The sequence below is a fragment of the Flavobacterium hibernum genome, from assembly GCF_000832125.1.
Lineage (GTDB): Bacteria > Bacteroidota > Bacteroidia > Flavobacteriales > Flavobacteriaceae > Flavobacterium > Flavobacterium hibernum.
The window spans coordinates 224,329-238,954 of record NZ_JPRK01000008.1 but is presented as its reverse complement, the minus strand read 5'-3'; the positions used below and the strand labels follow the sequence as shown (position 1 = coordinate 238,954).

7 protein-coding genes are annotated in these 14,626 nt (G+C 34.2%); all 7 read left to right on the top strand.

Going from position 1 to position 14,626, the window contains the following annotated elements:
• Positions 1–48: 48 nt before the first annotated feature.
• The 7 genes from IW18_RS10175 to IW18_RS10145 all read left to right on the top strand — a co-directional run bounded on the left by IW18_RS10175 (position 49) and on the right by IW18_RS10145 (position 14,623).
• Positions 49–1,017: a type I phosphomannose isomerase catalytic subunit gene (locus tag IW18_RS10175; protein WP_041517470.1), complete on the top strand. Its 969-nt coding sequence runs from the start codon at positions 49–51 to the stop codon at positions 1,015–1,017.
• Positions 1,018–1,358: 341 nt separating this feature from the next.
• Positions 1,359–2,369: a LacI family DNA-binding transcriptional regulator gene (locus IW18_RS10170; RefSeq protein ID WP_041517469.1), complete on the top strand. Its 1,011-nt coding sequence runs from the start codon at positions 1,359–1,361 to the stop codon at positions 2,367–2,369.
• Positions 2,370–2,648: 279 nt separating this feature from the next.
• Positions 2,649–5,738, top strand: a complete 3,090-nt coding sequence (locus IW18_RS10165; RefSeq protein ID WP_041517468.1) for a SusC/RagA family TonB-linked outer membrane protein — start codon at positions 2,649–2,651, stop codon at positions 5,736–5,738.
• 16 nt (positions 5,739–5,754) lie between these two features.
• A complete protein-coding gene (locus IW18_RS10160; protein WP_041517467.1) occupies positions 5,755–7,272 on the top strand; it encodes a SusD/RagB family nutrient-binding outer membrane lipoprotein in 1,518 nt (505 codons plus the stop codon).
• Between the two features lie 448 nt (positions 7,273–7,720).
• Positions 7,721–9,709 (top strand): beta-mannosidase, encoded by a 1,989-nt coding sequence (locus tag IW18_RS10155; protein ID WP_084607937.1) that lies wholly within the window; start codon positions 7,721–7,723, stop codon positions 9,707–9,709.
• Between the two features lie 201 nt (positions 9,710–9,910).
• Positions 9,911–12,187 carry a GH92 family glycosyl hydrolase gene (locus IW18_RS10150; protein WP_041517466.1) on the top strand — a complete coding sequence of 759 codons (2,277 nt, stop codon included), beginning with the start codon at positions 9,911–9,913 and terminating at the stop codon, positions 12,185–12,187.
• 150 nt (positions 12,188–12,337) lie between these two features.
• Entirely contained in the window at positions 12,338–14,623 is a 2,286-nt protein-coding gene (locus IW18_RS10145; protein ID WP_041517465.1) for a GH92 family glycosyl hydrolase, read from the top strand.
• Positions 14,624–14,626: the final 3 nt, after the last annotated feature.

The window sequence follows — 14,626 nt, the reverse complement described above, 5'->3', positions numbered from 1 at the left end:
TAATCTGTGGCAAAAAAAAACAAGATATTAATTTAAAAAACATAAAAAATGAGCATAAAAATTTACCCTTTGCAATTTGAACCAATTTTGAAAGACAGAATTTGGGGAGGAGAAAAATTAAACACAGTTCTTAATAAATCTATTACATCTAAAATTACTGGAGAAAGTTGGGAATTGTCCACCGTAGAAGGAGATGTAAGCGTTGTTGCTAATGGTGAATTAAAGGGGAAATCATTAACAGAGTTAATCGACAAATTACCAAACGAAATTTTAGGAGAAGCTGTTTATGCACGATTTGGAAATCAGTTCCCATTACTGTTTAAATATCTTGATGCAAGAGAAGATTTATCGATTCAAGTTCATCCTAATGATCAATTAGCAAAAGAACGCCATAACTCTTTTGGGAAAACCGAAATGTGGTACGTGATGCAAGCCGATACTGATGCAAGAATTATAGTTGGTTTTAAAGAAGATTCAAGTAAAGAAGAATATCTAGATAACTTGAATAACAAAACTCTAGTTTCTATTCTTGACGATGTAAAAGCAAAAGCAGGAGATGTGTTTTTTCTTGAGACCGGAACAGTTCATGCAATTGGAGCAGGATTAGTTGTTGCAGAAATTCAGCAAACATCAGACATTACATATCGTTTGTACGATTTCGATCGAGTAGATGCGCAAGGAAATACAAGAGAACTTCATGTTGATTTAGCTCTTGACGCTATAAACTATAATAAAGTCGATACGCATAAAAAATATGAAACCACTCCAAACAAATCGAATGTAGTTGTTGACTGTCCATATTTTACAACCAACTTTATTCCGTTAGACGGAACAATCGAGGGAAATAAAAACGGAAATACTTTTACGGTTTACATGTGTATCGAAGGCGCTTTTGAGATTAGATACGAAAATGTAACCTATCAATATAAAAAAGGAGATACTGTTTTAATTCCTGCTGCCATGCGTAATTATGTGCTAAACGGTTCAGCATCAATTTTAGAAGTGTATATTTCTTAAAGATTGCAAATAGGAAAAACTATATTTAAAAAAAAAATCAAAAGAGTTGCAAAGTGATTGATAATAAAAAAATACACTTTGTAGCTCTATCTCAAATAGATAGTTGTAAATTATTCATAATAAAAAGCAAAATCCCTGTGAATAGCTGTAAAATGATTAATAGTAAAAATACTTATAATAATTGATGATTATATGTATAATTAACTCTAAAATAACGATTTGTTTAAAAAAAGAATTACAAAATCGTTTTAGTAATTATTTTTATTTATATTTGTGATATAATTTTTTATTTATATTTGTGATAAGATTAATAACAGCTTAATAAAAAATTAACTCGCTAGATGAAAAAGATTACTATTAAGGATATTGCCACAGAGGCACAAGTGTCTATATCTACTGTATCTTTTGTCATTAATGATAAAGGCGAGAAAATGGGCATCAGTCCGGCGGTAATTAAGAAAGTGCAGCAAGTTGCAGAAAAGCTAAATTATCGACCTAGCATGATTGCTACAAGTCTTAGAACAGGAAAGACAAGATCAATTGGATTAATTGTTGAAGATATTTCGAATCAGTTCTTTGCACATCTTGCCAGAGTTATAGAAGACGAAGCAAAAAGAATTGATTATAGAGTTTTTTATTGTAGTACCGGCGGAAATGATGATCGTTCTGAAGAGTTAATACATAGTTTGTTGCAAGCAAATGTGGATGGTTTTATTGTAACGCCAACACAAAATCTTGAACAAAGTATCGAGTTGCTTTTAAAATTGAAAAAACCAGTTGTATTAATCGATAGGTATTTTCCGGGACAAAGAGTGAGTCATGTCGTAATGGATAATTACGAAGCAGCAAATTCAGCAACAAAGTTTCTGATCAATAAAGGATGTGAAAATATAGCAGTAGTCAATATTTCGTCTGAAATGGTTCAGATGAAATTAAGAGAAGATGGTTATAGAGATGCTTTAAAAGAGATCGAAAACTATAATCCGGCGCTTGTTCTTCATATGGATTACAACACAAGTGAAGAAACCAGAATTGCAGGAATAGTTAGTTTTTTAGAAAAAAATGCTAACATTGATGCCGTTTTGTTTTTGACAAATTATATAGCACTTGCAGGATTACAGGCTTTTAGAGAAATGGGAGTCAGGATTCCTGAAGATGTTTCGGTTATTAGTTTTGATGATCATGACAGTTTTAAATTGCATACACCAACGATTAGTGTTATTGCACAACCCATTGAAGAGATTGCTGTAAAATCAATACAATTATTGATGAGTCAGATGACCGATATGGAAAAATTTGAAGTCGAAAAAAGCCTCAAAAAAGGAAAGCTGATTGTTAGAGAATCAGTCTAATTTTAAAGAGGAATTTTTAAATAAAAAAAGAAAAAAAACGATTCGTTTTTTTTTAGTCATTTTGCTAAATCGTTTTAGTAAGTTTTGGATGAATAATACTGGAAATCAGTTATTTTTTTTGATCTGTTTACTACATCGATTTCTTGAAATTAGGAAGTGTTTACATTACTATTAAACCATAGTATTTATAAGGTGAATGCCCAGTAAATACCATATTGAATTTGATTCAAGAATTTTATTAATTATTAAAACAATCACATTAAAACAAAACAAAAGCTTATGAAACGAATATTGGCAATGTTAGGAATGGTATTGTTGTGCAGCTTAAGTGCTGTCGCGCAAAACCGACAAATAACAGGCATAGTGGTTGATGCAGAAAACAAGGGAGTTGTTGCTGCGTCGATCGAGGTTCAAGGAAAGCCTTATGGCTCAATTACAGATGTTGAAGGTCGATTTAAAATGAGTGTACCTGAAGGAAAAGTTACACTAAACATATCATCTATTGGTTACGTAACAAAATCAGTAGTAGTTCAGGAAAATGATACTAAAATTTCGGTTGTATTAGCAGAAAATGCACAGGAATTAAAAGATGTAGTAGTAACTTCATTTGGAGTTAAAAAACAAAAGAAAGCTTTAGGTTATGCAGTTGGAGAGCTGAAAGGTGAAGAACTGACAAAAAATAAAGAAATTAACTTAGGAAATGCTCTTCAGGGAAAAATTGCCGGAGTTAACGTTTCTGCACCAGTTTCAGGGCCATCTGGATCTAGCCGTGTAGTAATTCGTGGAGCAACTTCAGCTTCAGGGCTTAACCAACCTTTGTATGTTGTCGATGGAATTCCAATCGATAACAGCCAACAAGGAAACGCAGGAATGTGGGGTGGAGCTGATAAAGGAGACGGAATGTCTTCATTCAATCCAGACGATATCGCATCGATGTCAGTATTAAAAGGTAGTGCTGCATCTGCTCTTTACGGATACAGAGGATCAAACGGTGTTATCTTAATTACAACTAAAAAAGGTAAAAGCGGTACAGGACTTGGAGTAGATTTTAGTACAAACTCTACATTTAATACTCCAGTAAGTCTTTTAAATTGGCAAGATCAATACGGAGCAGGAGCACCGGTAAATGGTGTTGCGCAAAGATTTACTAACTTGCAAGAACTTAGAGATTCTTACTATTTTGCTTGGGGAGATAGATATGACGGAACGCCTTCTCTTGCATTAGACGGAAGTACAAAACCATACCAAGCTTATGGTAAAGACAACGTAAAGAACTTCTATAGAACAGGATATTCTTTCAGTAATACTTTAGCAATTTCTGGTGGTAACGAAACTACTAATTTCAGATTGTCTTTTGGAAACACAAAAGATGAATCTATCATGCCAGGAACAAATTTTGGAAGAAACAACGTTTCTTTGAGTTTAAACTCAGCTCCAAACAAAAAAATAAGCATAGAAACCAATGCTCAATATATTTCTGAGAAAAGTCATAACAGACCATATTTGAATGATTCTCCTAGAAATGCTTCTTTCCCAACAACTTTCTTAACTCCTGGAACAGACATCAGATGGTTAAGTAATGGTTTTGATGCAAACGGTGGTGAAGCAGATTATTTTGGAGCAAACACTTACCAAACTAACCCTTATTTCGCAACACAATCACCTTTAAATGATGATCTTAGAAAGCGTTTTATTGGTTCTGCAAAAGTAAATTACAACATTACAGAAAGAATTTATGCAAAAGCAGTTATTGGTATTGATGATATCAATTACGAATATACTGAAATTGAGCCAACTGGAATTAACTACAACCCAGGTGGATCTTACGAGAACAGAGTAGAAGGACGTACAGAAGTAAATGCTTCTGGTTTCTTAGGGTACAAAGGCGATATCGCTAAAAACCTTTCTTTAGATGCTTTCGTTGGTGCTAACCGTCAACACAACAGATACAGCGGTATAAAAATGAAAGGAAACAATTTTATTGTTCCATTCAAATATTTCTACGGAAATACACAACCGGACAAAACAGAAAAATTATTTTCTGAAAGCGAAGTAAACTCACTTTTCTATTCGGCAGATTTAGGATACAAAGATTATTTATATCTAAGTTTAACAGGTCGTCAAGATTGGTTCTCAACTTTAGATCCATCAAACAACAGTACATTTTACCCATCTGTAAGTACAAGTTTTATTTATTCTGAAGTAATCGAATTACCAGAATGGATGTCTTATGGTAAAATTAGAGCAGGTTGGGGTAACGTAGGAGGAGCTTTGCCAGACGCTTATGCTTTAGCATTAACGTATACAGCACCAGACGGACAAACAGATTCTTTAGGACAACCAATTTTGGGAGTTAACGGAGAGACAGTTCCAAACAGAACATTGAAACCATATAATGTAAGTACAATCGAATTTGGTTTCGAAAACACATTCTTCCGTAATAGAGTAAGTACAGATTTAACTTTCTACCGCAAGAAAACTACAAACGATATTACTGATGCTGATATTTCTTTAGCTTCTGGTTACAGAACTACAAAAATCAATGTAGGAGAAATTTTAAATCAGGGAGTTGAGTTTGCTATTAATGTAAAAGCAGTAAAAACACCAAGTTTTAATTGGAGCATTGGATATAACTTTGCTTACAATGATAGTGAAGTAATTGGTCTTTCAGACAAAATCACGACTAAAACATTAGAAGGAAACAGAGATTCTAGAGCCTCAGTAGTTTTAGAAAAAGGACAGCCTTTTGGAATCATCAAAGCTTACGATTATTTAAGAGATTCAAAAGGACAAATTGTACTTGATACAAATGGTAGATTTATGAGAGGTGACCTAATCAATGCTGGTCGTGGTGTAGCGCCAATGGCAATGGGATTCTCAAATGATTTTTCATATAAAAATTTCACACTTTCAGTTTTTGTAGATGCTAAATTTGGAGGGTCAATCTATTCTGCAACAAACCAATTAGGAACACGTTACGGATTGTCTGAAGACACAGTTACTGGTCGTGAAGGCGGAATTGCAGTATCTGGACATGATGTAAACGGAAACCCGGTTAACACAACAGTTTCTGCATACGATTACTGGAGAAGTTATAGTGATGTAACATCAAACTTTGTATACGATGCTGATTTCATTAAGTTAAGAGCAGTTTCTTTTAGCTACAATTTCCCAAAATCATATTTGTCAAAAACACCATTTCAATCAATTAGCTTAGCATTTTCTGCTCATAATTTATGGACAATTTATGACAAAGTTCCAAACATTGACCCAGAGTCAAACTATTCTAACAGCAATGCACAAGGACTTGAAAGAGCATCTATGCCATTGACAAGAAACTACGGTTTAACACTGAATGTCAAATTTTAATAACACAAATTGAAAGATGAAAAATAAATTTATAAAAATATTCTGTATCGCAATTGTAGGTGCAATCACCTTAACTTCATGCGATAAAGGATTCGAAGATATGAACACGAATCCAAATGCTTTGACAGATCCGGCAGTAAAATCAATGTTTACACTTGCTGAGATTTATGTAGACGGGCAAGACTTTTCTAATACAAGAGGAAACAATATTTATGCTGCGCAAATTGTACAGCAATTTTCATCCTTAAGTGGCGCAGGTTCAAAATACACTTATTCTTCTGAATATTCAGGAGCACTTTTTGGAGAATCATACGGTAAAGGATTAAATCAGATTTTTCAATTATTATCTGTTGTAAAAGACACGCCTGAAAACAGTAACATGATTCAGGCTTGTAGAATCATGAAAGTATTCATGTTTCAAAAATTGACAGATACCTATGGTGATGTTCCTTATTTTGAAGCAGCAAAAGGATACAACGGAAATGTTTTTGCTCCAAAATATGATACACAAGAAGCAATCTACAATGACCTTTTAAAAGAGTTAGATGAAGCAGGAGATGCTTTAGATGCAAGCAAAGCATTTGTAGGTAACGCCGATTTGTACTACCAAAGTGATATTCCGCAATGGAAAAAATTGGCAAACTCATTAATGTTAAGAGTTGCAATGCGTTTGTCTAAAGTAAATCCGGCAAAAGCAAAGCAATATGTAGAAAAAGCTTTTGCAAAAGGAGTTTTTGCTTCTAATGATGATAGTTTAGTTTTACAACACGATGCAGGACCACAAGGAGTTAAAACAAATCCAATCACTTCTTCATGGGTTAGAAATGACTTATTTGGTGGTGAAGCAAACACAAAATTCAGTAAAACGTTTATCGATCAGTTGAAAAACAATAACGATCCACGTTTAAGAATTTATGCAAAACTTGAAGCAACTGGAGACAATAATCCAGCAAACCAACAAGGTCTTGCAAACGATGCAAAAGAGTTTCCGGGTGGAGATAAAAAATTATTCTCAGATCCAAACACATCAACAGTATTACGTTTAGATGCACCAACTTTAATTATGTCTTATGCAGAAGTAGAGTTTATTTTGGCAGAAGCAGCTGTAAAAGGTTGGAATGTTGGAGCATCAGCACAAAAACACTACGAAGATGGAGTAAAAGCAGCAATGCAAGTTCTTACAATTTTTGGAGACAAAGTACCAGCAGTTTCACTTGCAGAGTATAATACTTATATGACAGCACATCCTTTTAAAGCAACAGGAACTGAAGCTCAAAAAATCGAGCAAATTATTACTCAAAAATGGATTGTATTGTTGTTTAATGGTTTTGAAGCATTTTCAGAATATAGAAGAACAGGATATCCAGTTTTAGTTCCAGTTAATGATCCACTTGGAGAAACAAAAGGAACAATCCCAAGAAGATTAATTTATGATCAATCAGAGTTAATAACAAACGCTGTAAATTATAAAGAAGCAATATCACGTCAAGGGTTGGATTTAATGACAACAAGAATTTGGTGGGATAAACAATAAGTTTAGAAAATTTGGTTAGTTAGTTGAATTAAGCCGGGTAGGAATACCTGATCCACCCGGCTTATTTTCTATTTGATTTTCACTAAATTAGACAGTTAATATTTAAAAATTGTTTCTCTAGTTATAAAACCCTTTTTTTCGCAAAAGACAAATAAACTTCTGCTGAAAAAGATGGAATTATCCTCAAAAGAATGTATTAATAAATAATTGACTTTTTTAAGTATTAGATAAAATCTATCCCGAGGCTTCGGGACTACAATCAAAAATCTAAAATTAAAATAAAGCTTGGCAGCCGTAAAAAGGGAAATTGATTTCAGAATATTTTGTTAGTTACTTTTATTCCGTAATAAAACCTTAAAGAGAAGAGCATAATTAAGTAAAATTAATTATCCTTCTCAAACTGCCAACATTTAAATTGTAAGTACATAATAATAAGTTTTCAGTAAGAATGGAATATAAAAAAAGATTTTATTGGTTTGTAGGTGTTTGTCTTGTCAATTTATCACTGACAGCAAATGCTCAGAACGTTGATTTAAAATCAGGTTGGCATTACCGCGAAACAAAAACAACAAAATGGTTTCCGGCTACAGTTCCAGGAGAAATTCATACAGATTTGTTGAAGAATAAAACAATACCAGATCCGTTTTATCGCGACAATGAAAAAAAAGTGCAATGGGTAGAAAAGAAAGATTGGGAGTATAAAACCACTTTTCAAGTTGCAGCATCAACACTAAACAAAAAAAATACAGAACTGGTTTTTGACGGATTAGATACTTATGCAACCGTTTATCTAAATGATAAATTGGTTTTAAAAGCCGATAATATGTTCCGTCAATGGCGTGTCGATGTAAAAAAGATACTAAAATCTGGCAACAACGATTTAACCATAGTATTCAAATCGGCACAAAACGTAGTCGATTCATTGGCTAAAAAAGATTTTCCATTTGTAATTCCAGATAATCCTCGTGCTTATGTACGAAAAGCGCAATATCATTTTGGATGGGATTGGGGACCAAAATTAACGACTTGCGGAATTTGGAAAACGCCAAGATTAGAAGCTTACGACGAGAAAACTCCTGAGAAACCTTATGTGTTAGATCGCAAGATCGAATTAGTACAGCAACCGGATAGTTTAGGTAAAACATTCTATTTTAGAATAGATGGAAAGCCAGTCTATATGAAAGGAGCAAACTATATTCCGTCAGATGCATTCCTTTCCAGAATGACAAAAAAAGAATACGAAAAAGTAGTAAGTCTGGCAAAAGATGCCAATATGAACATGCTGCGTGTTTGGGGTGGAGGTATTTACGAAGATGACTATTTCTACGATTTATGCGATAAATACGGAATCAATGTATGGCAAGATTTTATGTTTGCCGGAACAATGGTGCCAGGCGATGATGCCTTTTTTGACAATGTAAAAAAAGAAGTTCAATATCAGGTAAAACGTTTACGTCATCACAAAAGTATTGTTTTGTGGTGTGGAAATAATGAAATCGACGAAGCCTTTAAAAGTTGGGGATGGCAAAAAAGCATGAAAATGTCAAAGCAAGATTCAACACGTTTATGGAAAGATTATGTTCGCTTGTTTCAGGATAGTATCCCGAAATGGGTAAACCAAGTAGACGGAAAACGTCCTTATATTAGTACTTCGCCATTATTTCATTGGTCTAAAGCAAAAAGCTTAACCGAAGCAGACAGTCATTATTGGGGAACTTGGTGGGGATTAGAAGATGTAGAAGCCGTACAAAATAAAACGGGTCGTTTTGTAAGCGAATACGGAATGCAGGCAATGCCAACTTATTCGTCTATCGAAAAATTTACCTTGCCGGAAGACCGATATTTATATTCAGATATTCTGCAAGCGCATCAAAAAGCCGGAAAAGGATTCATGAAATTAGATTCCTATCTGAATCGTTATTTTATTGATTCGACCAAAATAAAGAAAATGAATGTTGAGGATTATAGCTACCTCACACAATGTTTACACTATTACTCACTTAAAAATATTATAGGAATCCATCGTTCAAAAGCGCCCTATAATATGGGAACCGTAGTATGGCAACTAAACGATTGCTGGCCAGTAGCAAGTTGGAGCGTAAGCGATTATTATGATCGTCAACCCAAAGCAGCTTGGTACGCCATGAAAGAAGCCTATCGAGATGATAAAACAGCAGAAATTGACCTAACACGTCCGAAAGATTTAAAACTCGAAGACCCAAAAATCACATGGAAAGTACAAGGAAATAAAGTGATTTTAAAAGCATCAAAATTTGCAAAATATGTAAATGTTTCCATCAAAGGATACACCGGAAAATGGAGCGATAATTACATCGATTTAAAAGCAGGAGAAGAAAAAACAATCACCTTTGAAGGAAAAATAACAAAACCAGAAGTGAAAGTTTACTCTTTATTTAATGTTTTAGGAAGGTACTAAGGTTCAGAGTTGCAAAGGTACAAAGGTTTCTTTAGAGGCGCACAGCAGTGCGTCTTAGAGTTTCGAAAGTACAAAGGTTTTTGTCGAGGCACAGCAGTGCGTCTTTCATAAAGATTAAAAAATAAAAAATATATCTGTGTAAATCAGTTTAATCAGTGTCATCCGTGGCCCATTACACAAGTCAAACAAAAAAAAAGAAATATGTTTACAAAATACAACAAAATTGCTTTTAGTGGTATTTTAGCCCTAAGTCTGTTTTTTGCTAATCCTGTAACCTCACAGGAAAAAAAGGCAAAACAAACCAACTTAGATTATACCCAATATGTAAATCCGTTTATAGGATCAGCAGGTCATGGTCACGTATTTGTGGGAGCCAATGTTCCTTTTGGAGCAGTACAATTAGGACCCGTAAATGTCTTTGAAGGTTGGGATTGGTGTAGCGGATATAACTACGCAAGTAATACCATTTTAGGATTTACACATACCCATTTAAGCGGAACAGGAATTGGCGATTTAAACGACATTCTTTTATTACCCGTTTCAGGAAAAGTGCCACTTACAAAAGGAACAAAAGAAGATATGGAAACCGGCTACGGTTCCTATTTCTCTCATAAAAATGAAGTAAGCAAAGCAGGATATTACAGCGTATTGCTTGATAAATACAAAATTAAAGCCGAGTTAACAGCAAGCGAAAGAGTAGGTTTTCATAAATATACTTTTAATGCAACTCAGGATAATCACGTATTATTAGACCTTGCAGATGGTATAGGATGGGATAAACCAGTAAAAACATTCATAAAAAAAGTAAACGAAACAACCCTTGTAGGATATAGATATTCAACAGGATGGGCGGCAGATCAACGCATCTTTTTTGCGATCGAATTCTCTGAACCAATTTCGAATATAGCATTGTACGACGACAAAACAGCTGTAAAAGGAAACGAAGGCGAAGGTCTAAAAATGAAAGCAGTTTTAGATTTTACAACCTTAAAAAACAAAGAAGTTTTAGTAAAAGTTGGAATCTCTCCAGTAAGTTACGAAAACGCAGTTTTAAACATAAAAGCAGAAATTCCGGCTTGGGATTTTAATGCCGTAGTAAAAGACGCCACTAAAAAATGGAACAAAGAATTAAATAAAATACAGATCAAAGCAGACGATAAAACCATGAAAGTATTTTATACTGCCATGTATCACACCATGTTTGCGCCATCAATCTTTAATGATGTAAACGGAGATTATAGAGGAACAGATAAAAAAGTTTACGAAAAAGCAAACTTTACCAACTACACCACTTTTTCACTTTGGGACACCTACAGAGGTTTACATCCTTTATACACCATTACACATCCAGACAGAATTAATGACATCGTAAAATCATTTTTGGCAATTTACGAACAACAAGGACGATTACCAGTTTGGCATTTAATGGGTAATGAAACCAATACAATGAACGGAAATCACTCGATCGCTGTAATTGTAGATGCTTATATGAAAGGATATAGAGATTACGACATAGCATTAGCATACGAAGCCATTAAAAAAACTGCTATGCAAACGCGTGAAGGAATGGATTACGTTCAAAAACTAGAATATATTCCTGCCGATAAAATGTTAGAATCAGTTGGTAATGCATTAGAATATGCTATCGATGATTATTGTATTGCACTAATGGCAAAAGATTTGAACAAAACAGACGATTACAATTACTTCTCAAAAAGAGCCAATTTGTACAAACTTTATTTCGATAAAGAAAGCACATTTATGAGAGGAAAATTGACAGACGGAAACTGGAGAACACCATTCAATCCGCTTTCGTCAGCACATCGTAAAGACGATTATGTTGAAGGAAATGCTTGGCAATACACATGGTTAGTTCCACAAGATCCTTACGGATTAATCGATTTATTTGGAAGCGAAGACAAATTCTTAGCCAAATTAGATTCATTATTCCTGATAACAGATAAAGTAGAAGGAGAAGAAATCTCACCAGACATTAGCGGATTAATAGGTCAATATGCACAAGGAAACGAGCCAAATCACCATATTCCATATCTTTATGCCTATGCAGGACAACCTTGGAAAACAGCAAAACTAATCCGCGAAATTGATGAGAAATTTTACTCAACAAAACCAGACGGATTATGTGGAAATGAAGATTTAGGACAAATGTCAGCATGGTACATTTTATCATCAATGGGATTCTATTCTGTAAATCCTGCAAACGGAGTTTATGTTATGGGAAGCCCGTTAGTAAACACAGCCGTAATTCATCATAAAGAAGGAATTTCGTTTACCATAAAAGCAGTAGATAACAGCAAAACAAATATCTATATTCAAAAAGCAGAATACAACGGAAAACCTTATACAAAATCATACATCACACATGATATGATTGTAAAAGGAGGAGAATTAAAATTGTTTATGGGAAGCAAACCATCGACAACTTTTGGAGTTAAAAAAGCTGATAGACCGCTTTAATCTTAGATTTCAGAGTATAGATTTTAGATTTAAGTTTCCTAACAGGTTTTAAAAACCTTGTAGACATATAGTAATAAAGAGTTTAGAGTATTTACTCACCGTTTTAGCTTAAAGCCTACAGCTTACAGCGTAAAGCAAAAAACAAAAAATATGAAAATAAAAAGTTTAATTTTTTTAGGAGTATTACAATGCTGCATTTTTGTAAATGCGCAAGTTAAAGCATTAGATCCAGTAGAATATGTAAACCCGTTAATGGGAACACAATCTTTACATAGTCTGTCTAACGGAAATACCTATCCAGCAATTTGCAGACCTTGGGGAATGAATTTCTGGACACCGCAAACAGGTAAAATGGGCGACGGATGGGCGTATATTTATACCGCAGAGAAAATTAGAGGATTCAAGCAAACACATCAGCCATCGCCTTGGATGAACGATTACGGACAGTTTTCGATCATGCCGGTAACTGGTAAAACAGTTGTGGCCGAAGCAGAAAGAGGAAGCTGGTTTAGCCATAAAGCTGAAGTCTCAAAACCATATTACTACAGCGTATACCTTGCTGATTACGATGTTACCACCGAAATTACAGCTACAGAAAGAGCAGCACATTTTCAAATTACATTTCCTGAAAATGAGCAATCTTCTATCGTAATTGATGCTTTTGACAAAGGATCATATGTAAAAATAATTCCGTCAGAAAATAAAATTATTGGTTATACAACTCGTAATAGTGGAGGAGTTTCAGAAAATTTCAGAAACTACTTTGTACTTATTTTCGACAAGCCATTTGCATCAAATAATACTTGGAATGAAAAAGGCTTAGTAAATGATAAACTTGAATTAACAGATGATCACGCAGGTGCAGTGGTTGGATTTAAAACTAAAAAGGGAGAAAAAGTAAATGTAAAAGTAGCTTCATCATTCATCAGCTTAGAACAAGCAGAATTGAATTTGAAGACAGAACTAGGAACAGCTTCTTTTGATCAGACAGTAGCCCAATCTAAAAAAGAATGGAATAAAGTTTTAGGAAAATTAACTGCCGAAGGCGGAACAGAAGAGCAATTAAAAACGTTTTATTCTTGTTTATACCGCACCGCTTGTTTTCCTCAAAAACAATACGAAATAAACGCAAAAGGAGAAATTGTTCACTACAGCCCGTACAATGGCAAAACATTACCGGGTTATAAATATGCAGGAACAGGTTTTTGGGATACATTCCGTGCCCTATATCCTTTATTAAACTTAGCATATCCTTCTATCAATAAAGAAATGCAAGAAGGATTAATCAACGATTTTAAAGAAGGAGGTTTCTTGCCAGAATGGTCAAGTCCGGGCTTTAGAAATGTAATGGTTGGAAATAACTCAGCATCTGTAGTTTCTGATGCTTACATCAAAGGATTAAGAGGATACGATATCAATAAATTATACGAAGCCTTATTGCACGGTGCCAATAACGAAGGTCCAATGGATGCAGTAGGAAGAAAAGGAGTTGAGTATTACAATACCTTAGGTTATGTTCCTTACGATGTAAAAATCAACGAAAATGCCGCTAGAACATTAGAATATGCTTACGACGATTTTACGATTTGGAAATTAGCGAAAGCTTTAAATCGTCCTAAAAAAGAAATCAGTTTGTATGAGAAACGAATGATGAATTATAAAAATCTTTATAATCCGGAAATCGGATTAATGAGCGGTAGAAACAAAGACGGAAGTTTTCCTAAAAATTTCAATCCGTTTAAATGGGGAGATGCTTTTACCGAAGGAAATGCGTGGCACTACAGCTGGAGTGTTTTTCATGACATAAATGGTTTGATTGATTTAATGGGCGGACAAAAGAATTTTACGGCAAAATTAGACGCAGTATTTTCGACACCACCAATTTTTGACGACAGTTATTACGGATCTGTAATTCATGAAATTCGCGAAATGCAAATCATGAACATGGGACAATATGCACACGGAAATCAGCCAATTCAACACATGATTTATTTGTACAATTATGCAGGTGAACCTTGGAAAACACAATATTGGTCTCGTGAAGTAATGAACCGTTTGTACAAACCAACTCCAGACGGATATTGTGGAGATGAGGATAACGGACAAACCTCAGCTTGGTACGTTTTCTCAGCAATGGGATTCTATCCAGTTTGCCCGGGAACAGAAGAATATGTTCTTGGAGCACCATTGTTTAAGAAACTAACATTACAATTAGAAAACGGAAAACAATTGGTAATCAATGCACCAAACAATTCAGATACGAATAAATATGTTCAGGAATTAAAATTCAACAATGCAACTCATACCAAAAATTATATCAATCATTTTGATGTATTAAAAGGAGGAGAGTTAAATTTTGACATGAACAATACACCTAATTTAGATAGAGGAACATCAAAAAGCGCTTTTCCATATTCTTATTCAACTTCAAAATAATAT